The 19957-nt window shown below is 74.9% G+C and carries 16 protein-coding genes and 1 pseudogene; 9 read left to right on the top strand and 8 right to left on the bottom strand.

The annotated features are described in order from the left end of the window. Window positions 1–109: 109 nt before the first annotated feature. Window positions 110–3046 (bottom strand): FAD-binding and (Fe-S)-binding domain-containing protein, encoded by a 2937-nt coding sequence (locus ACZ4WZ_RS02220; RefSeq protein WP_467884110.1) that lies wholly within the window; start codon window positions 3044–3046, stop codon window positions 110–112. 52 nt (window positions 3047–3098) lie between these two features. Continuing rightward, window positions 3099–3569, bottom strand: a complete 471-nt coding sequence (locus ACZ4WZ_RS02215) for a MarR family winged helix-turn-helix transcriptional regulator (protein ID WP_467884109.1) — start codon at window positions 3567–3569, stop codon at window positions 3099–3101. 85 nt (window positions 3570–3654) lie between these two features. On the opposite strand from ACZ4WZ_RS02215, the gene ACZ4WZ_RS02210 reads away from it, so the two are divergent. Then, window positions 3655–5568 carry an ABC transporter ATP-binding protein gene (locus ACZ4WZ_RS02210; RefSeq protein ID WP_467884107.1) on the top strand — a complete coding sequence of 638 codons (1914 nt, stop codon included), beginning with the start codon at window positions 3655–3657 and terminating at the stop codon, window positions 5566–5568. Between the two features lie 62 nt (window positions 5569–5630). Further along, window positions 5631–6554: an endolytic transglycosylase MltG gene (gene mltG, locus ACZ4WZ_RS02205; RefSeq protein WP_467884105.1), complete on the top strand. Its 924-nt coding sequence runs from the start codon at window positions 5631–5633 to the stop codon at window positions 6552–6554. An 87-nt stretch (window positions 6555–6641) separates the two neighbouring features. On the opposite strand, the pseudogene ACZ4WZ_RS02200 reads toward mltG, so the two are convergent. Both ACZ4WZ_RS02200 and ACZ4WZ_RS02195 read right to left on the bottom strand, forming a co-directional pair. Further along, window positions 6642–7711, bottom strand: a pseudogene (locus ACZ4WZ_RS02200) (FAD-dependent oxidoreductase). 76 nt (window positions 7712–7787) lie between these two features. After that, window positions 7788–8663 carry an MmyB family transcriptional regulator gene (locus tag ACZ4WZ_RS02195; RefSeq protein ID WP_467884103.1) on the bottom strand — a complete coding sequence of 292 codons (876 nt, stop codon included), beginning with the start codon at window positions 8661–8663 and terminating at the stop codon, window positions 7788–7790. Between the two features lie 101 nt (window positions 8664–8764). Here ACZ4WZ_RS02195 and ACZ4WZ_RS02190 point away from each other — a divergent pair, with 101 nt between their 5' ends. Further along, window positions 8765–10240, top strand: a complete 1476-nt coding sequence (locus ACZ4WZ_RS02190) for an MFS transporter (RefSeq protein ID WP_467884101.1) — start codon at window positions 8765–8767, stop codon at window positions 10238–10240. Between the two features lie 54 nt (window positions 10241–10294). On the opposite strand, the gene ACZ4WZ_RS02185 is transcribed toward ACZ4WZ_RS02190, so the two are convergent. Both ACZ4WZ_RS02185 and ACZ4WZ_RS02180 read right to left on the bottom strand, forming a co-directional pair. Continuing rightward, window positions 10295–10981, bottom strand: a complete 687-nt coding sequence (locus ACZ4WZ_RS02185) for an HAD family hydrolase (protein WP_467884100.1) — start codon at window positions 10979–10981, stop codon at window positions 10295–10297. A gap of 46 nt (window positions 10982–11027) precedes the next feature. Further along, entirely contained in the window at window positions 11028–11507 is a 480-nt protein-coding gene (locus ACZ4WZ_RS02180) for an Lrp/AsnC family transcriptional regulator (RefSeq protein ID WP_467884099.1), read from the bottom strand. A gap of 210 nt (window positions 11508–11717) precedes the next feature. Here ACZ4WZ_RS02180 and ACZ4WZ_RS02175 point away from each other — a divergent pair, with 210 nt between their 5' ends. Both ACZ4WZ_RS02175 and ACZ4WZ_RS02170 read left to right on the top strand, forming a co-directional pair. Continuing rightward, complete coding sequence (locus ACZ4WZ_RS02175; RefSeq protein ID WP_467884097.1) at window positions 11718–13115, top strand: cryptochrome/photolyase family protein; 1398 nt, start codon at window positions 11718–11720, stop codon at window positions 13113–13115. A 4-nt stretch (window positions 13116–13119) separates the two neighbouring features. Continuing rightward, the gene (locus ACZ4WZ_RS02170; protein ID WP_467884095.1) at window positions 13120–14106 is read left to right on the top strand and encodes a MerR family transcriptional regulator; all 987 of its coding nucleotides are present in this window, start codon (window positions 13120–13122) and stop codon (window positions 14104–14106) included. Here the strand turns inward: ACZ4WZ_RS02170 and ACZ4WZ_RS02165 are convergent. Beyond that, window positions 14030–14614 carry an RNA polymerase sigma factor gene (locus tag ACZ4WZ_RS02165; RefSeq protein ID WP_467884093.1) on the bottom strand — a complete coding sequence of 195 codons (585 nt, stop codon included), beginning with the start codon at window positions 14612–14614 and terminating at the stop codon, window positions 14030–14032. The two genes, ACZ4WZ_RS02170 and ACZ4WZ_RS02165, sit on opposite strands and share 77 nt — an antisense overlap. 164 nt (window positions 14615–14778) lie before the next feature. Between ACZ4WZ_RS02165 and ACZ4WZ_RS02160 the strand changes: the two genes are divergently transcribed. Beyond that, a complete protein-coding gene (locus tag ACZ4WZ_RS02160; RefSeq protein WP_467884091.1) occupies window positions 14779–15372 on the top strand; it encodes a histidine phosphatase family protein in 594 nt (197 codons plus the stop codon). A gap of 24 nt (window positions 15373–15396) precedes the next feature. On the opposite strand, the gene pdxR is transcribed toward ACZ4WZ_RS02160, so the two are convergent. Then, on the bottom strand, window positions 15397–16860 hold the full coding sequence (gene pdxR, locus ACZ4WZ_RS02155; RefSeq protein ID WP_467884089.1) for a MocR-like pyridoxine biosynthesis transcription factor PdxR: 1464 nt from the start codon (window positions 16858–16860) through the stop codon (window positions 15397–15399). A 46-nt stretch (window positions 16861–16906) separates the two neighbouring features. Here pdxR and ACZ4WZ_RS02150 point away from each other — a divergent pair, with 46 nt between their 5' ends. The 3 genes from ACZ4WZ_RS02150 to ACZ4WZ_RS02140 are packed head-to-tail and all read left to right on the top strand — an operon-like array spanning window position 16907 to window position 19367. After that, window positions 16907–17359 (top strand): carboxymuconolactone decarboxylase family protein, encoded by a 453-nt coding sequence (locus tag ACZ4WZ_RS02150; protein ID WP_467884088.1) that lies wholly within the window; start codon window positions 16907–16909, stop codon window positions 17357–17359. Between the two features lie 55 nt (window positions 17360–17414). Continuing rightward, a complete protein-coding gene (locus ACZ4WZ_RS02145; RefSeq protein ID WP_467884086.1) occupies window positions 17415–18932 on the top strand; it encodes an APC family permease in 1518 nt (505 codons plus the stop codon). 9 nt (window positions 18933–18941) lie between these two features. Next, window positions 18942–19367, top strand: coding sequence for a universal stress protein (locus tag ACZ4WZ_RS02140; protein ID WP_467884084.1), 426 nt, complete (start codon window positions 18942–18944; stop codon window positions 19365–19367). The last annotated feature ends 590 nt before the right edge of the window (window positions 19368–19957 follow it).

Here is a 19957-nt window from a genome sequence, read left to right as displayed (position 1 = left end):
GTTCGTCCTCCCGACCGGGCCCGGGCAATCGATTTTCCGGCCCGGGGGCGCGCGTACGGCGCCTGCTCCGGCGCGCGCGACGGCTGCGCCTCCGCGTGCGCCGGTGCGTTCAAGGGCGCGTGGCGCGCTCCAGCTCGATCAGTGCCGAGTGGTAGGGGCGGCCGGTGGCCAGGTCCATGCCCACCTCGCACATCCGGTTCGCCGACAGGTGTGCGTCGAACTGCCGTGCCGTCACCTCCGCGGCCTCCCGCGCCGTCGCCGAGGCGGGCAGTTCCGGGTGCAGCATCCCCCGGTCGCCGGCGAAGGCGCAGCAGCCCGCGTCGTCCGGGACCACCACCTCCCGGGCGCAGGCCCCGGCCACCGCGCGCAGCTGCGCCTCGTCGCCCAGGTGCCGCATCGAGCAGGTCGGGTGCAGGACCGCCGAGCCGACGGTGCGCCGGATCTCCAGGTGTGGCAGCAGCTCCTCCGCCGCCCATACGACGGAGTCGACGATCCGCAGCTCCCCGTGCAGGGCGAGGTTGTCCGCCGTGAGGAAGGGGACCACCTCGTGCGCGAGGCCCAGGGTGCAGGAGGAGGCGTCCACGACCAGCGGGAGCCGGCCCCCGGCGGTCCAGCCCCAGGCGGCCTCGACGACGCGGTTGGCCATCAGCCGGTTGCCGGCCTCGTACCCCTTGGAGTGCCAGATCGTGGCGCAGCAGGTCCCGGCCACGTCGCCGGGGATCCACACCGGCTTCCCGGCCCGCTCCGACACGGCCACGACCGCCTCCGGCAGCGAGGGGCCGGAGTGGCCCTCGGGACCGCCGAAGATCCGGTTGACGCAGGCCGGGTAGTACACGGCCGCCGCCCCCACCCGCCGGGTCACGGGCAGCCGCCGGGCGGCGGCCCCGGGGATCCGCGGCAGCCACTCCGGCACCAGGTCGGGGCGTACGGCCTTGCGCGCGGCGGCCGTGACGGCACCCAGCGCCCGGTCCCCGAGCACGCGCGTGATCTGGTCGGAGGCGGCCACGGCCAGCCGGGCACCGGCTTCGACGGCACGGAAGCGCCGGGCGGCCAGCTCGGCGGCCCGCTCCTCGCGCGGGCCGTGCCTGCGGTGGCGGAAGTCCCTCATCAGCGCACCGGTGTCGATCCCGACCGGGCAGGCGAGCTTGCAGGTGGAGTCGCCCGCGCAGGTGTCGACGGCGTCGTAGCCGTAGGCGTCCAGCAGCCCCGCCAGCACGGGGGAGCCCGGCCGCTGGCGCATCATCTCCCGCCGCAGCACGATCCGCTGGCGCGGCGTGGTCGTCAGGTCCCCGCTGGGGCAGGTCGGTTCGCAGAAACCGCACTCGATGCAGGGATCGGCCACCTCCTCCACCCTCGGGATCGTCTTCAGGCCCCGCAGGTGGGCCAGCGGATCACGGTCCAGGACGATGCCCGGGGCGAGGACCGAGTCCGGGTCGATGAGCCGCTTGGTGCGCCACATCAGATCGGTGGCCCGGGGCCCCCACTCCAGTTCCAGGAAGGGGGCCATGTTGCGGCCGGTGGAGTGCTCGGCCTTCAGGGAGCCGTCGAACCGCTCCACCGTGAGGTGGCAGAAGGCGTCCATGAAGGCCGCGTACCGCTCGACGTCGGCGGGCTCGGCGGCGTCGAAGGCGAGCAGGAAGTGCAGGTTCCCGTGGGCCGCGTGACCGGCGACGGCCGCGTCGAAGCCGTGCTCGGCCTGGAGCGCGAGGAGGGCCTCGCAGGCCTCCGCCAGGCGGGACGGCGGAACGGCGAAGTCCTCGGTGATCAGGGTGGTGCCGGGCGGGCGGGCCCCGCCGACGGCGGTGACGAAGGCCTTGCGGGCCTTCCAGTAGCCGGCGATGGCGGCCGGGTCGCCGGTGAAGGCGTTGGTGACGGAGGCGACCGGCGCGACCAGCTCCAGCGCGGGCAGGATCGCGGCCGCGCGGCGTTCGTACGCGGCGCGGCCCGCCGCGTCCGGGGCCCGGAACTCCACCAGCAGCGCGGCGGTGTCCCTGGGCAGCTCCGCCCAGTCGGCGGGCACGCCCGCGACGCTGACCGAGGCGCGCAGGGTGTTCCCGTCCATCAGCTCGACGGCGAGGGCGCCCGCGTCGTTGAAGAGCGGTACGGCGGCGGCCGCGGCCGGCAGGGAGGGGAAGAAGAGCAGGGCCGTGGTGAGCTCGCGGTCCAGGGGGAGGGTGTCGAAGACGACCTCCGCGATGAAACCGAGCGTGCCCTCCGAGCCGACCATCAGACCGCGCAGGATCTCGACGGGGGTGGTGCCGTCCAGGTAGGCGTCGAGGCGGTAGCCGGTGGTGTTCTTGATCTCGTACTTGGCGCGGATCCGGGCGATCAGGGCCGGATCGGCCTCGATCTCCCCCTTGAGCGCCATCAACCCGTGGCACAGGGCCGGTTCCGCCCGGGCCAGCTCCTCGTCGGCGAGCGGGTCGGCGGTGTCCACGACGGTGCCGGTCGGCAGGACCAGGGTGAGGGAGGACAGGGTGCGGTACGCGTTCCTCGTGGTCCCGGCCGTCATGCCGGAGGAGTTGTTGGCGACGACCCCGCCCAGGGTGCAGGCCACGGCGCTGGCCGGGTCGGGACCCAGGACGCGGCCGTACCGGGCGAGGGCGGCATTGGCCCGGAACACCGTGGTGCCGGGCTGGATCCGGGCGCGCCGGCCCTCTTCCAGGACCTCCACGCCGGCCCAGTGGCGGCGTACGTCGACCAGGATGTCCTCGCCCTGCGCCTGGCCGTTCAGCGAGGTCCCGGCGGCGCGGAAGACCACCTCGCGCTGTCTGCCGTGGGCGTACGAGAGGACCGCGGAGACGTCGTCGACGTCCTCGGCGACCACCACGACCTGCGGCACGAACCGGTACGGGGAGGCGTCGGTGGCGTAGCGGACCAGGTCGGAGACCTTCCACAGCACCTTCTCGGCGCCGAGCAGCTCGATGAGCTCGTCGCGCAGGGCGGGCGGGGTCCCGCCGGCCAGCCGGTCGGGGACCCGGTCGGGGGCGGGGGCGTGCGGTCCGCGCGGGCGCAGGGCTCCCGGCTTCGGTTCGAGCAGCGGCATGAGCAGGCCCCTCGTGTGTCGCGGTCCGCGCGCCGGCGCCCGGCCGCCCGTCTCAGCAGCGGCGCTCCGCGGGAGCGTCCGCCAGTGCGTTCAGCAGACCGCCGAGCACCTCGCGCTGTTCGCCGGTCAATGGGGACAGGATCTCCTCTGCCGCGTCGGTCCGCGCGTTGCGCAGACGGCGCAGCGTGGCGCGGCCGGTTTCGGTGAGCTCGATCCGGATGACGCGCCGGTTGGCGGGGTCGGGCACGCGGCGTACGCAGTCGGCGGCCTCCAGCCCGTCCACGAGCGTGGTCACGGCCCGCGGAACGACTTCGAGGCGCGTCGCGAGATCGGCCATCCGGGGCGGCTGGTCCCCGCCGTAGTGCGAGACGAGGCGCAGCAGCCGGCCCTGGGCGGGGGTGATCCCGAGCGGCTCCATATGGCGCTTCTGGATGCGGTGGAGCCGGCGCGTCAGGCGCAGCAGCTGCTCGGCGAGGACGCCGTCGGTGGAATCGCGGGTGTCGCTCTCGGAACCGGTGCTCATACTGGGAACAGTATCAGGACCGGATTCATTGTGAGCATAGGTAACAATGAGCTATGCTCATTCGAGTCCCGTCATAAGGAGGCCCATGCGCCACGACGAACCGAAGTGGACACCATCGAACGAAGCCCTCGACCCGAGCCGCCCGGCCCCGGCGGACCGCCCCCGCGAGCTGCGCCGCATCCTCGGCCTGTTCCGCCCCTACCGGGGCCGGCTCGCCGTGGTCGGAGCGCTCGTCGGCGCGTCCTCGCTGGTCGGCGTGGCCTCCCCGTTCCTGCTCAAGGAGATCCTCGACGTCGCGATCCCCCAGGGCCGGACCGGCCTGCTCAGCCTGCTCGCGCTCGGGATGATCCTCACGGCGGTCGTGACCAGCGTCTTCGGTGTGCTCCAGACCCTGATCTCCACCACGGTCGGCCAGCGCGTCATGCACGACCTGCGCACCGCCGTCTACGCCCAGCTCCAGCGCATGCCGCTGGCCTTCTTCACCCGCACCCGCACCGGTGAGATGCAGTCCCGGATAGCCAACGACATCGGCGGCATGCAGGCCACCGTCACCTCGACCGCGACCTCGCTCGTGTCGAACCTGACCGCCGTGATCGCCTCCGTCGTCGCGATGCTCGCGCTCGACTGGCGGCTGACCGCGGTCTCCCTCCTGCTGCTGCCCGTCTTCGTGTGGATCAGCCGGCGGGTGGGCCGGGAGCGCAAGAGGATCACCACGCAGCGGCAGAAGCAGATGGCGGCCATGGCCGCGACCGTCACCGAGTCCCTGTCGGTCAGCGGCATCCTGCTCGGCCGCACCATGGGCCGCTCGCAGTCCCTCACCGCCGCCTTCGCCGAGGAGTCCGAGAAGCTCGTCGGCCTCGAGGTGCGCTCCAGCATGGCCGGGCGCTGGCGGATGTCCACCATCGGCATCGTCATGGCCGCCATGCCCGCGCTGATCTACTGGGCCGCGGGCATCGCCCTGCAGACCGGCGCTCCCTCGCTCTCCGTCGGTACCCTCGTCGCCTTCGTCACCCTCCAGCAGGGCCTGTTCCGGCCCGCCGTGAGCCTGCTGTCGACCGGGGTGCAGATCCAGACCTCGCTCGCCCTGTTCGCCCGGATCTTCGAGTACCTCGACCTGCCGGTCGACATCACCGAGCGGGCCCAGCCGGTACGCCTGGAGCGCGCGAGGGGCGAGGTCCGCCTGGAGGACGTGCACTTCGCCTACGAGCCCACGGCCGGCCCCACCCTCACCGGCATCGACATCACCGTCCCGGCCGGCGGCTCCCTCGCCGTGGTCGGACCCACCGGCTCCGGCAAGAGCACCCTCAGCTACCTGGTGCCCCGGCTCTACGACGTGACCGGCGGACGGGTCGCCCTCGACGGGGTGGACGTGCGCGACCTCGACTTCGACTCGCTGGCCCGGTCCATAGGCGTGGTCTCCCAGGAGACCTACCTCTTCCACGCCTCGGTGGCCGACAACCTCCGCTTCGCCAAGCCGGACGCCACCCGGGAGGAGATCGTCGAGGCGGCCCGCGCGGCACAGATCCACGACCACATCGAGTCCCTGCCCGACGGCTACGACACCCTCGTCGGCGAGCGCGGCTACCGCTTCTCCGGAGGCGAGAAGCAGCGGCTGGCCATCGCGCGCACGATCCTGCGGGACCCGCCGGTGCTCATCCTCGACGAGGCCACCAGTGCCCTCGACACCCGTACCGAGCACGCCGTGCAGCGGGCCATCGACAACCTCTCCAAGGGCCGTACCACCATCACCATCGCCCACCGCCTCTCCACCGTCCGCGACGCCGACCAGATCGTGGTCCTGGACGCCGGCCGGATAGCCGAGCGCGGGACGCACGAGGAACTGCTGGGAGCCGGAGGCCGCTACGCCGCACTGGTCCGCCGGGACCGGGACGCGGCCCAGGCGCCCGAGCGGGAGCGGGACGGCTCCGGCGCGGAGCCGGGCGGCTCCGGTGCAGGGCCGGCGGCGGGGGACCCCGTACCCGCTCCGGTGAACGTGTGATCGTAGTACCGGAGTGGGGTGTGGTGCCCGGAAGGTCGGGTTTCGGGGGTTAGCGTGCGCGCATGCCTGATGAGTACCGGCCGTACCAGCCGCCACCACGCCGCTCCCGGCTCACCCGGCGAGGCCGTGTGGTGCTCCTCCTCGGCGTGCTCCTCCTGATCGGTCTCGCCACCGTGGTGATCGAACCCCTGCTGCCCAGGGAGCAGGCGCCCGAGACGCCGCGCCGGCTGCTGATCCCCGAAGGCTGGCGGGCCGCACAGGTCTACGCCGCCGTCGACCGTGCGCTCGAACTCCCCGCGGGCACCACCAAGTCGGCCGTCGCCACGGCGGCTCTCGACCTGCCCGCGGAGGCGAAGGGCAACCCGGAGGGGTATCTCTTCCCGGCGACGTACCCGGTGACCTCCCGGTCCACCCCGGCCGCGCTGCTCGCCTTCATGGTGCGGACGGCCAACCAGAAGCTGGCCACCCAGGCCGTCGCGGACGGCGCCAAGGCGCACGGCATGACCCCCTACCAGACGGCCACCCTCGCCAGCGTCATCGAGGCGGAAGCCGACAACCCGGCCGACATGGGCAAGGTCTCACGGGTGGTCCACAACCGGCTGGCGAAGTCGATGCCGCTCCAGATGGACTCCACCATCAACTACGCCCTCAACCGCACCACCGTGGACACCACACTCGGCGACACCCGCATCGACCACCCCTTCAACACCTACGAACGCCAGGGCCTGCCCCCCACCCCCATTGACAGCCCCGGCCTGCGGGCCATGGCCGCCGCCGTCGCGCCGACGCCCGGGAACTGGCTGTTCTTCGTCACCGTCAAACCCGGGGACACCCGCTTCTCGGCGACATACGAGGAACACAAGAAGCACGTCGCCGAGTTCAACCGGCTGCGCGCCGCCGCCGGTCCGCCCGCCGGCGCGCCCTCCGCCGGCCCGTCCGCCCGCGCCCAGGCCGGACCCCCGGCGAAGGGCCCCGCCGCGCGATGAGCAGGGGCTCCCCGTCCTCCCCGCCGGACGGGCGAGCACGGCCGGCGGGCGGCCCCGCCCGCCCCCACCGCCCGGCACGGCCGGTGCTCAGGCCGGCACCGCCGGGCCCCGGGCCAGCAGGCGCCGGATCTCGCGGACGGCGGCGCCGCCCGCGCGGTTGGCCCCGACGGTCGAGGCCGACGGACCGTAGCCCACCAGGTGGACCCGCTCGTCGCGCACCGCCCTGGTCCCGTCGACCCGGATCCCGCCGCCCGGCTCCCGCAGCCGCAGCGGCGCCAGGTGGTCGACGGCGGCCCGGAAGCCGGTGGCCCACAGGATCACGTCGGCGTCCACGCTCCGCCCGTCCGCCCACGCGACCCCGGCCGGGGTGATCCGGTCGAAGACGGGCAGCCGCTCCAGCACCCCGGAGTCCAGCCCGGCCGTACGCCCTCGGTCAGCGCCAGCCCCGTCACGCTGACCACGCTCCGCGGGGGCAGCCCCCGCCGGACCCGCTCCTCCACCAGGGCCACCGCCGCCCGGCCCTCCGCCTCGCCGAATCCCCCCGCGCGGAACACGGGCGGCCGCCGGGTCACCCAGGTGGTTCCGGCCGCCACCTCGGAGATCTCCAGCAGGTGCTGCACCGCCGAGGTGCCGCCGCCCACCACGACCACCCGGGCCCCGGCGAACTCCCCGGGCCCGGGGTAGTTCGCGGTGTGCAGCTGGCGGCCCCGGAACAGTTCCTGGCCCGGGTAGCGCGGCCAGAACGGCCGGTCCCAGGTCCCGGTGGCGTTGACCAGCGCCCGCGCCGACCAGCTTCCGGACGCCGACTCGACGAGCAGGCGGCCGTCGGCGCCCGGACCGCCGTCGCGTACGGCGGTGACGTCCACGGGGCGGCGTACGCGCAGGCCGAAGCGCTCCTCGTAGGCCGCGAAGTACTCCCCGATCACCTCGGACGAGGGTCGCATCGGATCGGCGCCGGTCAGCTCCATGCCGGGCAGGGAGTGCATCCCGTGCACCTTGCCGTAGGTGAGCGAGGGCCAGCGGAACTGCCAGGCGCCGCCCGGGCGGGGCGAGTGGTCCAGCACCACGTGGCCGATTCCGGCCCGGGCCAGGTGGTAGGCGGTGGAGAGGCCCGCCTGTCCCGCCCCTACGACCACCACGTCCACGTCCACGTCCACGGCGGCCGGGTCCCTCAGCGATTCGTTCACGGTTCTACCAACTGGCGGGGGTCGCGGGATCTTCCCCGGCCGGGACTCACCCCAGCGCCGCCCGCGCCGGAGCCGCGGCGGGGGAGAGGCCGTGCAGGCGTTCGAGGCGCAGGCGGGTCTCCTCGTCCAGGGGGACGAAGGTCGTCAGCCGCGCGCCCGGCGCCGGGCCCAGCCACAGGCTGGTGTGCTCCAGGCGCAGCAGCCCCACATGGGCGTTGCGGATGTACTTGGTGTTGCCGCCCGCCCCCACCACCTCGTGCCGGGCCCAGATCTCCCGGAACTCCGGCGAAGCCGCCTCCAGCCGGGCCAGCAGCGTCTTCCAGCCGGGTTCCGCGAGGTGGCCCGCCATGGAGCCCCGGAACTTGGCCGCGAGCAGCCGGTTCACCCCCGGCACGTCCACGAGGGAGGCCCGCCAGTCCGCGTTGGTGAACGCCAGCCACACGCAGTTGCGGTCCTCGGGAGGCAGCGCGTCCAGATCGCACAGCAGCCGCCCGTACGTGCGGTTGTACGCGAGGATGTCGTACCGGCTGTTCTGCACGCACGCCGGGATGGGATCGAGCTGGTCGAGCATGGCCCGCAGCGCCGGGGTGACGCTCGGACAGCGGGTGTTCGGCGCCGGGTCGGTGCTGCCCGCCAGCGCGAACAGGTGGGCGCGCTCGCTGGAGTCCAGCAGCAGGGCCCGCGCCAGCGCGTCCAGCACCTGGGGGGACACCTGGATCTCGCGGGCCTGCTCCAGCCAGGTGTACCAGGTGACGCCGACGGCGGAGAGCTGTGCCACCTCCTCGCGGCGCAGTCCCGGGGTGCGCCTGCGGCGGCCGGGGACCAGCCCGACCTGCTCGGGGGTGATCCGCTCGCGGCGGCTGCGCAGGAAGTCGGCGAGCTCGCGACGGCGCAGGTCGCTCTCCGGGGCAACGGTGGTCATGGCACCAGGGTGCCGGACCGTCCATCCCGTTGCCAGGTACTCCTGGTACCAGGATAAGGAGACTCTGGTACCAGGCTGAAGGGCCGTGGATCGTCGGTGCCGTGAGCGAAACAACCCTACGCACGCCCCACCCCTCCCCGTCCGTCCCTGCGGCCCCGCCCGCCCCGGCCACCGCCGGGGCCGAGGCCGCGGAGCCCCCCGCCCTCACGCCGCTCGGGCTGTTCACCGTCCTGCTGGGCGCCGCCCTCCCCCTGATCGACTTCTTCATCGTCAACGTGGCGCTGCCCGCCATCGACACCGACCTGGCCGCCGGGCCGGCCATGCTGGAACTGGTCGTCGGCGGCTACGGGGTCGCCTACTCGGTGCTGCTCGTGCTGGGCGGCCGGATCGGTGACACGGTCGGCCGGCGCCGGCTCTTCGTCGTCGGGATGGCGGCCTTCGGGCTGACCTCCCTCGCCTGCGGTCTGGCGCCCACCGCCTGGACCCTGGTCGGTGCCCGGGTGGCCCAGGGCGCTGCGGCGGCGCTGATGCTGCCGCAGGTGCTCGCCACCATCCAGGCCACCACCCAGGGCCCGCGCCGGGCCCGTGCGATGAGCCTCTACGGGGCCACCGCCGGCCTCTCCATGGTCGCCGGGCAGATCCTCGGCGGGGTGCTCGTCGCGGCCGACGTGGCCGGGTCCGGCTGGCGCTCGGTGTTCCTCGTCAACGTGCCCGTGGTGGTGGCCGGGCTGGTGCTCGCCTTCCGGGCCGTACCGGAGACCCGCTCGGACCGTCCGGCGTCGGTGGACGTCCCCGGAACGCTGCTGCTCGGCCTCACCCTGGTGTCCCTTTTGCTGCCGCTGACGGAGGGCCGGGCGGCGGGCTGGCCGCTGTGGACCTGGGTGTCGCTGGCCGTGTCCCCCTTCGCGGCCCTGGCCTTCTACCTGACCGAACGCCGTGCCGACCGGCTCGGCCGCACCCCGCTGGTGCCGCCGAGCCTGCTGCGGCTGGTGTCACTGCGCCGCGGGCTGGTGATGCTGCTGCCGTTCTCGGTCGGCTTCAGCGGTTTCATGTTCGTGGTCGCCGTCGCACTCCAGCAGGGCCTGCGCATGGGCCCGGTGGCGGCGGGGCTCGCGCTGGTGCCGATGGCCCTGGCCTTCTTCGGCGCCTCCCTCGCCGGACCCCGGCTGATCGGCAGGTTCGGCAGCCGGGTCGTCACCGCCGGCGCGCTGATCCAGGCCCTCGGCATCGCCCTGGTGCTGGCCGCCGTCCGGTACGGCTGGCCGGACCTCGGTCTCGCCGGGCTGGCTCCGGGCGTCGCCGTCGCGGGCCTCGGGCAGGGCCTCCAGCTGCCGGTGCTGATACGGCTGATGCTCTCGGACATCCCGGCGGACCGGGCCGGAGTGGGCAGCGGGGTCGTGATCACCACGCAGCAGTCCTCGCTGGCCCTGGGCGTGGCGACCGTCGGCAGCCTCTTCCTCGCGCTGGCCGGCTCGCTGGGGATGCGGGACGCCCTCGCCGTGACCCTGCTGGTCCAGCTGGGCCTGATCGCCGTGACGGCGCTGCTCAGCCTGCGCCTGCCGAGGGTGATGCGCTGAAGGGGGCCCGGAGACCGGGGCCGCGAGCCCCGGCCCGCCGTTCCCCGGCCGGCGTCAGGCGGGGGCGGCGGTCCCGCGGGAGAACAGCCACTCCTCGGCGGTGTCGGCGCTGAACTCCCGCTGACCGCCCGCGAAGAGCAGACCCGCCGCGGCGAAGGCCGGATCGCCGGCGGTGTCCGCCACGTACGGGACCGCCACGCAGCCCATCCCCGCGGCCCGCGCGGCCAGTGCGCCCGGTGCCGCGTCCTCGACGACCACGCAGTCCGCGGGCCGGGCGCCGAGCCGGCGGGCCGCCTCCAGGAACACGTCGGGGGCGGGCTTGCCGCGCTCGACCTCCTCGGCGGAGACGGCCGTGGTCAGCAGCGCGGCCAGGCCGGTGCCCTCCAGGACGGCGTCGATCGCCTCCCGCGAGGAGCCGGAGGCCACCGCCATCGGTACGCCCCGCGCGTGCAGCCGCTCCACGAAGGCCCGCATCCGGGGGAAGGCCTCCGTGCGGGTGCGGGCCAGCTCCAGGTAGGCGGCGTTCTGCTCCGCCAGCAGCTGCTCGACCGGGGCCCGCAGGCCGTAACGGTCCTTGAGGAGCTCCAGCGTCTCCAGGGTGCCGATGCCGATGAAGCGCGCGTGCTGCTCCCAGGTGAAATCCGGTACGCCGTGGCGCTCCAGGACGCGGCGGCCCGACTCGTAGTAGTTCGGCTCGCTGTCCACGAGGGTGCCGTCGAGATCGAATATGACGGAGATCATCCGTTGTGCCCGTCCTGCCGCTCGCATGCCTGTCCGGTTCATCCTGTCAGGATGTGCGAGCCGCCCTCCCCACGGATTCCACCAGCGGCAGCAGCCGGTGCGCGACCCGCTCGCGCAAGGCGACCTCCGTCCGGGTGCGCACCACGCCCGGCATCCGGATCAGCCGTTGGATCACGTCCTCCAGGTGCCCGGCGTCCCGGGCCACCACCCGCGTCAGCAGGTCGCCGCCGCCGGTGATCGAGAAGGCCTCGACGATCTCCGGCACGGTCGCGAGCGCGTCCCCGACCTCGTCCAGGCGTCCCTGGGTGACCTCGATGTGCACGAAGGCCAGGACCGGGTGCCCCAGCGCGGCGGGGGAGAGCACCGGACCTGTCCCGGTGATCACCCCGGTCCGCTCCAGCCGGTCCAGCCGGGCCTGGAGGGTGCCGCGGGCCACGCCGAGGATCCGGGCGTACTCGCGGACGCTGGTGCGCGGCTGCTCGATCAGCAGGCGCAGGATCCGGGTGTCGAGCTCGTCCACCGCCATGTCAGGACTGTACCAATGGCCTGGAATGTCCGATGGTCGGAGCCGTCGGACGGTCCGGGCCGTCGGACGGCCCGGCCGGACCGGACGCGACCGCATCCGGTCGCGTCCCCGGCGCCGAAGAACAGGGCGGAGGCCGCCGCCCCCAGCCCGCGCGGCCGCCGCCCCCGCCACCGCCACCGCCGCACAGTCCCCGACACGGAGCCGAGCGCCATGAACACCGCCGTGGTCCTGTACACCTCCGACCTGCGCCTGCACGACCATCCACCGCTGCGCGCCGCCCTCTCCTCCTGCGACCGGGTCGTCCCGCTCTTCGTCCGGGACCGGACCATCGAGGACTCCGGCTTCGCCGTGCCCAACCGGCTGGCCTTCCTCGCCGACTGCCTCGCCGACCTCGACGCGGGCCTCCGCGAGCGCGGCGGACGCCTCGTGGTGCGCTCCGGGGAACCCGTCGCCGAGGTCTGCGCCCTGGTGCGGGAGGCCGACGCCGACGAAGTGCACATGGCCGCCGGCGTCAGCGGCTACGCCCGGGCCCGCGAGGAACGGCTGCGCGAGGCCCTGGAGGCACAGGGCCGCCGGCTGTACACGCACGACACGGTGGTCACGGTGGTGGCCCCCGGGGCGGTCCTCCCCGCCGGCTCGGGCGCCGACCACTTCGCCGTCTTCACCCCGTACCTGCGCCGCTGGACGGCACTGCCCCAGCGGTCCGTGACCTCCGCCCCGCGCCGGGTACGGGTACCGGAGGACATCGGCTCCGAGCGGCTGCCCCGCCGGGACGCCGTCACCGGAACCTCCCCGGGCCTCGCACGCGGCGGCGAACGCGAGGCCCGTCGGCTGCTGACCCACTGGCTCCGCTCCGGCGTCACCCACTACGAGGACACCCACGACGACCTCGCCGCCGACGCCACCTCCCGGCTCTCCCCGCACCTGCACTTCGGCACGCTCTCGCCCCCCGAGGCCGTCCACCGCTCCCGCGCGGCCGGCGGCCCCGGAGCCGAGGCCTTCGTCCGGCAGCTGTGCTGGCGCGACTTCCACCACCAGGTCCTCGCCGCCCGCCCCGACGCCGCCGCCGCGGACTACCGCCCCCGCCACGACCACTGGCGCACCGGCCCCGCCGCCGAGGAGGAGCTCCAGGCCTGGAAGGACGGCCGCACCGGCTACCCCGTGGTCGACGCCGCCATGCGCCAGCTGCGCCACGAGGGCTGGATGCCGGGCCGTGCCCGGCTGCTCGCCGCGAGCTTCCTCACCAAGAGCCTGTACGTGGACTGGCGGACCGGAGCCGCGCACTTCCTCGCCCTCCTCGTGGACGGGGACCTCGCCAACAACCAGCTCAACTGGCAGTGGGTGGCCGGCACCGGCACCGACACCCGCCCCAACCGGGTCCTCAACCCCGTCCGCCAGGGCATGCGCCACGACCCCGAGGGCCGCTACGTCCACCGCTGGGTGCCGGAGCTGGCCGAACTGGCCGCGCCCCGCGTCCACGAACCCTGGCGGCTGCCCGAGCCCGAGCGGGCCCGGTACGCCTACCCGCCGCCGCTGGTGGACCTCGCCGACGCGCTCGGCCGCTTCCGCCAGGCGCGGCCCGGTGCCGCACCGGTCGGCGTACCGTAGGCCGGTGGACCCCGAACCCGCCCTGAGCACCGGCGCCGTCGCCCGCAGCCTCGGGGTGTCCCCGACCACGCTGCGCTCCTGGGAGCGCCGCTACGCCATCGGACCGGCCCACCGCGAGGACGGCCGGCACCGCCGCTGGACGCCCGGGGACATCGCCCGCCTGGAGGAGATGTGCCGGCTCACCGCGAGGGGCGTTCCCCCGTCGGAGGCGGCCCGGGTCGCGCTCGGCGCAGCACCCGGCGCCCGAGCGGCGGGGCGGGCGGCGGCCGTGACGCCGGGCGGGCCCGGTGCCCTCCCCCTCGGGGAGGTGCGGCCGGAGGGCCGGGGGCTCGCACGGGCCGCCGTACGACTGGACGCGCCGGCGGTGGCGGAACTGCTGGAGGCCGCCCTGGCGGAACACGGCCCGGTCGCGGCCTGGGAGGAGGTGATCGCGCCGACCCTGCACGCGGTGGGCCGCAAGTGGGCCTCGGCGGGGGAGCGCTACATCGAGGTGGAGCACCTGCTGTCCTGGCAGATCTCCGCCGCCCTGCACCGGGTCCGCCCCGCGCCGGAACCGCTGCGCGTGCCCCCGGTCCTCCTCGCGTGCGCGCCGGGGGAGCTGCACAGCCTGCCCGTCGAGGCCCTCGCCGCCGCCCTGGGCGAACGGGGCGTGCCGGTCCGGATGTTCGGCGCCGCCCTGCCCGCCGGGGCGCTGTGCGACGCGGTACGGCGTACGGGTCCCCGTGCCGCCGTTCTCTGGGCGCAGTCCCGCACCACCGCGGACCGGGCCCTGGCCCGCTCGGTCGCCGGCATCGAATGGGGGCTGCGCGGCGCGCGCGGCCGCTCGGCGCTCCTGCTGGCGGGACCCGGCTGGGGTCCGGAGGCCCAGGGGCCGCGCACCGGGCGGCTGTTCGGGCTGCGGTCCGGGCTCGCCGTCATCGCGGAACTGGTGGCGGGGCGGGCTCCAGCGACCGCCGCAGGGCACACAGGCCCCGCCGCGTGTGACTCTTGACGGTGCCCAGCGGAAGCCCGGTGCGTTCCGCGATCTGGCTCTGGCTCAGATCCGCGTAGAACGCCAGCCACAGGACCCGCCGCTGGGTCACCGGCAGCCGGGCCAGCTCCCCGAGGACCAGCACCCGGTCCAGGGCCTGCTCCGGCGCCGGCACCCGCGCCCCGGTGCCCCGCCGCTCCTCCGCGCCCCGCGCCTCGGCCCGCGCCACGCGGGCCCGCCTGCCCCGCGCCTCCAGCGCGTCGGCGACCTTGTGCCGGGTGATGCCGGTCAGCCACGCCCCGAGCCCGCCCGGCCCCGGACGGTATCCCGCCCGGCCGCGCCAGGCGGCGAGGAAGACCTGCTGGGTGACGTCCTCCGCCTCGCGGGGATCGCCCAGGGCCCGCCGGGCCAGCGCGAGCACCAGGGGCCGCCATCGCCGGCAGACGGCCTCCGCGCAGGCCTCGTCCCCGGCGGCGAACCCCGCCGCCAGGGCGGTACCGGCGGTGTCCTCGGGGGGAACGCTGTCCATGGGGCCAGCCTCCCGGGGCGGGGCGGCGGGATCCACTTGCACCGTTTCCGCATCGATTCGCGACCCCGCCCACCGGTCCCGGTGGGGAAACCCGGCCGTGACACGCCCGCCGGGCTCCAGGGGCCGGCGTACCGGGCACCGGCACACCGCCATAGGGTCCGGGCATGAGTGATCTGCTGCTGGTGAGGCACGGGGAGACGGCATGGAGCGCCAACGGGCGCCACACCGGGCTGACCGACGTGCCGCTGACCGCGCGGGGCGTCGAAGAGGCCCTCTCGCTGGCCCCGTACTTCCGCGACCGCGAGCCCGCCCTGGTGCTGACCAGCCCCCTGGGCCGGGCCGTCGCCACGGCCGAACTCGCCGGGCTGACCGACGGCATCCCCGAACCGGCCCTCCACGAATGGGACTACGGCGGGTACGAGGGCGTCACCACCGCGGAGATCAGACGGACCCGGCCCGACTGGTCGCTGTGGACCGACGGCGTCCCGCCGGGCGACGCACGGCACCCCGGCGAGGACGCGGAGCAGGTCGGCGCCCGAGCGGACCGGGTCCTCGCCCGCGTCGAAGAGTCCCTGCGCGCCGGCCGGGGTGACGTCGTACTCGTCGCCCACGGCCACTTCCTGCGCGTCCTGACCGCCCGCTACCTCGGCCTGCCCCCGCAGGACGGCCGGCTCTTCCTCCTGCGCACCGGCACGGTCAGCGTGCTGTCCACGGAGCACGGGCTCCCGGTGATCGCGGGCTGGAACACCCGGCCCTGATCCCCGCTCCGCCCCGGCCGCCCCTCAGACCCCGTCGGGTTCCGGCGGCCCGGGCAGGGCCAGACACAGGGCGTCCAGTGCCGCCGCGAACGCGTGGTCGGGCGGGGTGCCGTAGCCGAGCACCAGCCCGTCCCGCGGGGCCATGGCGCTGTCCGGGTGCAGGTACGGCCGCAGCCCGTCCAGGGCCAGGCCCGCCCGCCGCGCCGCGCGCAGGGCGCCCTCCTCGGTGCCCGGCGGCAGCTCCAGCACCGCGTGCAGCCCCGCCGCCACCCCGCTCACCCGGACGTGCGGCGCCTCGGCCGCCAGCCGCGCCGCCAGCAGGTCGCGGCGCCGCCGGTAGACCTGCCGCATCCGGCGCAGGTGGCGGTCGTAGCCGCCCGAGGCGATGAACTCAGCCAGGGTGAGCTGGTCCGTCACACCGGACCACATCTCGCGCGGCCCCTTCGCCTCCAGGACCTCGTCCACCAGCCGGCCCGGCAGCACCATCCAACCCGCCCGCAGCGCGGGCGACAGGCTCTTGCTGACGGAACCGATGTACACGGTCCGCTCCGGGTCCAGCCCCTGGACGGCGCCCACCGGCTGGCGGTCGTAGCGGAACTCCCCGTCGTAGTCGTCCTCGATCACCACCCCGCCGCAGGCCCGCGCCCAGTCCACCACCGCCGCCCGACGCTCGGGGTGCAGCGGCCCGCCCGTCGGGAACTGGTGCGCGGGCGTCAGCAGCACGGCCCGCGCCCCCGTCGCCGCCAGCTCCCCGACGCGCGCCCCCCGGCCGTCCACGGTCAGCGGCACCGTCTCCCTCCCCGCCCGGGCAAGGACCTCTCGGTGGAAGGGCAGCCCGTACGACTCGACGGCGACCGGGCCCGTCAGCACCCCGGCCAGCAGTTCCAGCGCGTGGGCGAAGCCGGAGCAGACCACGACCCGGTCGGGCGCCGTCCGTACGCCCCGCGCCCGCGCGAGGTACTCCGTCAGCGTGCGCCGCAGCTCGACCCGGCCGCGCGGGTCACCCACCCCGAAGGCGTCCTGCGGGGCGGCGGCCAGCGCCCGGCGGGCCGCGCCCAGCCAGGCCGTGCGCGGGAAGGCCGAGGCGTCCGGCGAGCTCGGCAGCAGATCGTGGACGGTACGCCGCGGCGCGGGCCGGGCCGGACCGCGCGGGCCTTCCGGCTCCAGCGGGACGGCCCGCTCCGCGACCCGGGTCCCGGACCCCTGGCGCGCCGACAGCCAGCCCTCCTCGACCAGCTCCGCGTACGCGTCGGCGACGGTGTTGCGGGCGATCCCGAGGTCCGCGGCGAGCGTCCGGTAGGGCGGCAGCCGGGTCCCCGGCGCCAGCCGCCCCGAGTGCACCGCCTCCCGCAGGGCGCGCATCAGCCGGGCCCGCAGGCTGCCCCCGCCGCTCAGGTCCAGGTGCAGGTCGCTGCCCGTTCCGGCGGGGGCACCGCCACCGCCCCCGACCCGCGTCTCCTCGGCCGGATTGACCCATGATCTCCGCATGGAAATGAACCCTACGCCCGGTCGATCACGCCCGTAGGTTCATCCCATGACGACTTTTCAGGTTCCCCAGCGCATGGACTTCTCCACCGTCGCACCCCGCGTCTTCAAGGCCGTCCTCGCCCTCGACGCCGCCGCCCGCGAGGGCCTGGACCCGGTCCTCCTGGAGCTGGTCCAGATCCGCGCCTCCCAGATCAACCGCTGCGCGTACTGCATCGACTACCACACCGGCGACGCCCGCAAGGGCGGCGAGTCGGAGCAGCGGATCTACCAGCTCTCCGCCTGGCACGAGTCCAGCCTGTTCACCGTGAAGGAACGCGCCGCCCTCGCCCTCACCGAGGAGATCACCCTGCTGCCCGGCGGAGTCTCGGACGCCGTCTACGACGAGGCCGCCCGGCACTTCGGCGAGGAGGAACTGGCCCACCTGATCGCGCTCGTCCTCGCCGTGAACACCTGGAACCGGATGAACGTCACCACCCGCAAGACCCCCGGCACCGACTGACCCGGACCGACCCGCCCGCCTCGCGCCCGGGCGCCGCGTGCGTGACGATGCGTACATGAACGACGGCGACCGCGCCGAGGCGGGCGGCGGCACGGCGGACGCCGGTGCCGAGGAGGGCCTCAAGGCCGATGCGATCGGCTTCCTCGACGCCCTCGTCATCGGCCTCAACTCGACCTCTCCCGCCTACTCCCTGGCCGCCGTCATCGGTCCGATCGTGGCCCTGGCCGGCATCTACGCGCCGGGCGTGATGCTGGCCTCCTTCGTACCGATGCTGCTCATCGCCGCGGCCTTCTACTACCTCAACAAGGTCGACCAGGACTGCGGCACCACCTTCTCCTGGGTGACCCGGGCCATGGGCCCCTGGGCGGGCTGGCTCGGCGGCTGGGCCATCGCCATGACCGGGGTGCTCGTCATCGGCTCCCTCGCCGACGTGGCCGTCCACTTCGGCCTGCTCGCCGCCGGCCTCGACGGCTGGGCCGCGAACCAGGCGGTCCGCCAGACGCTCACCGTCGTCGTCATCCTCGTGATGACCGCCGTCTGCGTCATCGGCACCGAACTCTCCGCCCACCTCCAGGACGTCCTCATCCTCGCTCAGGTCTTCTTCCTCCTGGCCTTCGCCGTCGTCGCCCTCTACCGCGTGTACGCCGGCACCAGCACCCTCGACGGGATCGAACCCTCCCTCGCCTGGCTCAACCCCTTCGGCGCGGGCGGCGCCGCGCTCACCGGCGGACTGCTGCTCGGCGTGTTCATCTACTGGGGCTGGGAGTCCGCCGTGAACCTCACCGAAGAGGTCGAGGACTCCGCCACCGCTCCCGGCAGGGCCGGCATCTGGTCCACCGTGGTGCTGCTGGTCACCTACCTGTCCGTGGGCTTCGCGATCGTCGCCTACTCCGGGACGAGGTTCCTGGCCGAGAACGCCGCCGAGGAGGAGGCCGTCTTCGCCGTCCTCGCGCACGAGGTGATGGGCGGCTGGGACTGGATGGTGCTCCTCGCCGTCTGCACCTCCGCCCTCGCCTCCACCCAGACGACGATCATCCCGGCCTCCCGGACCGCCCTCTCCATGGCCCGCCGGCACGCCCTGCCGTCGCGGCTCGCGCACATCCACCCCCGCTTCCACACCCCGGAGGTGAGCACCTGGTGGGTGGCCGGCATCGCCATCGCCTGGTACCTCGTCGTCAACCAGATCAGCGAGAACGCCCTCCTCGACTCCCTCACCGCGCTCTCCCTGCTGATCGCCTTCTACTACGCGCTCACCGGGGTGGCCTGCGCCGTCTACTACCGCCGCCACCTGCTGGAGAACGCGCACAACCTCTTCCTCATCGGCGTGGGCCCGCTGGTCGGCGCCGGCCTGCTGGCCTGGCTGCTGGTGGAGTCCGTCATCGACATGTCCGACCCCCGCAACTCCGCCGGCGGGGTCTCCTGGTTCGGTCTCGGCCCGCCGCTGGTCATCGGCATCGGCATCGCGGCCCTCGGCGTGCTCTTCATGTGCTTCCGGCGGATCCGGGACGGCAGGTTCTGGCAGGAGCGCCGCGGGGTGGTCGACCCGGCCCTCGTGCACGGCGGGAAGAGCTGAGGAGGCCCGATGTCCGTGGTCCTCGGTTACGACGAGTCCCCCGGCGCCGAGCGTGCCCTGCGCGTGGCGCTTGAGGTGGCCACCGCCTTCGGGGAACCCCTGGTCCTCGTGTACGGGGCCGCCGCGCCCGGACCCACCGGGGAGGAGTACCGCGCGCACCGCGAGGCCGTCCTCCAGGCCGGGCGGGCCGCCCTCGCCCGGGCCGTCGAGGCCGCCGACGAGGCGGGCGTGCCCTCCACGGTGGAGGTGGTGGACGACAAGCCGGCCCAGGCCCTGCTCGCCGCCGCCGAACGCCACCGCGCGCGGGTCATCATCGTGGGCAGCTGGGGCGACAGCCCGATCCGGGGCGCCCTGCTCGGCTCCACCCCGCACAAGCTCCTGCACCTGTCGCCGGTTCCGGTGCTGTGCGTGCCGACGGAGGGGGCCGGCCCCTGAGCCCCGCTGTCGGAGGCCCGCCGCTGGAGCGCGGTCGCTGGAGCCCCGCCGCTTGAGCCCCGCCGCTTGAGCCCTGCCCCTTGAACCGCGCCGTGCCGCCCGCGCCCCCAGGTAGCCGTCCGGCCGCACCGCGAAGGCCGTCGGCTCCCGCACCCCGTACAGCCGGGCGAACTCGCCCCGCCCGTCCCGGTAGACCCGCCACGCGACCCCGGCGGGCGCGGTCCCGCCCTCGGTGAGGACCGCGTACGCCGTGAGCCGCCCCGCGGGACACCCGTCCGCCGACGCGGCGAGCGCGGGGACGTCGGGGCACCCCTCCATCGTGGCCGCCCCGCCCGCCCTCCGCACGGCGGCCCGCCCCCTGCCTCCCGGCCGGGTCCGTTGGTCTCCCCCTGGCCGGAATTGCGGCCGCCGGGCTGTGCCAACGGCCCAGCGTGACGAACGTCGCTTGAGCCAATGCCCCTCCGGATGCTTATCTGTGTCATATCCATGTACTTTCGGCGCCGCGCAGCGCCGGACGGCAACGACGCCGGTCCGGAGCGCGGTGCCTTCGCCGTGCCCGTACGCCGCCCACCACCCCCGGGCGGACGCCG

Source organism: Streptomyces sp. NPDC029122 (genome assembly GCF_055569445.1).
This window is presented reverse-complemented; position numbering and strand designations above follow the sequence as displayed.

Excerpts from the sequence above, each read along its gene's own strand:
- ACZ4WZ_RS02220 (WP_467884110.1), bottom strand. The coding sequence starts at position 3,046 with ATGCCGCTGCTCGAACCGAAGCCGGGAGCCCTGCGCCCGCGCGGACCG.
- ACZ4WZ_RS02215 (WP_467884109.1), bottom strand. The coding sequence starts at position 3,569 with ATGAGCACCGGTTCCGAGAGCGACACCCGCGATTCCACCGACGGCGTC.
- ACZ4WZ_RS02210 (WP_467884107.1), top strand. The coding sequence starts at position 3,655 with ATGCGCCACGACGAACCGAAGTGGACACCATCGAACGAAGCCCTCGAC.
- mltG (WP_467884105.1), top strand. The coding sequence starts at position 5,631 with ATGCCTGATGAGTACCGGCCGTACCAGCCGCCACCACGCCGCTCCCGG.
- ACZ4WZ_RS02195 (WP_467884103.1), bottom strand. The coding sequence starts at position 8,663 with ATGACCACCGTTGCCCCGGAGAGCGACCTGCGCCGTCGCGAGCTCGCC.
- ACZ4WZ_RS02185 (WP_467884100.1), bottom strand. The coding sequence starts at position 10,981 with ATGATCTCCGTCATATTCGATCTCGACGGCACCCTCGTGGACAGCGAG.
- ACZ4WZ_RS02180 (WP_467884099.1), bottom strand. The coding sequence starts at position 11,507 with ATGGCGGTGGACGAGCTCGACACCCGGATCCTGCGCCTGCTGATCGAG.
- ACZ4WZ_RS02175 (WP_467884097.1), top strand. The coding sequence starts at position 11,718 with ATGAACACCGCCGTGGTCCTGTACACCTCCGACCTGCGCCTGCACGAC.
- ACZ4WZ_RS02165 (WP_467884093.1), bottom strand. The coding sequence starts at position 14,614 with ATGGACAGCGTTCCCCCCGAGGACACCGCCGGTACCGCCCTGGCGGCG.
- ACZ4WZ_RS02160 (WP_467884091.1), top strand. The coding sequence starts at position 14,779 with ATGAGTGATCTGCTGCTGGTGAGGCACGGGGAGACGGCATGGAGCGCC.
- pdxR (WP_467884089.1), bottom strand. The coding sequence starts at position 16,860 with ATGCGGAGATCATGGGTCAATCCGGCCGAGGAGACGCGGGTCGGGGGC.
- ACZ4WZ_RS02150 (WP_467884088.1), top strand. The coding sequence starts at position 16,907 with ATGACGACTTTTCAGGTTCCCCAGCGCATGGACTTCTCCACCGTCGCA.
- ACZ4WZ_RS02145 (WP_467884086.1), top strand. The coding sequence starts at position 17,415 with ATGAACGACGGCGACCGCGCCGAGGCGGGCGGCGGCACGGCGGACGCC.
- ACZ4WZ_RS02140 (WP_467884084.1), top strand. The coding sequence starts at position 18,942 with ATGTCCGTGGTCCTCGGTTACGACGAGTCCCCCGGCGCCGAGCGTGCC.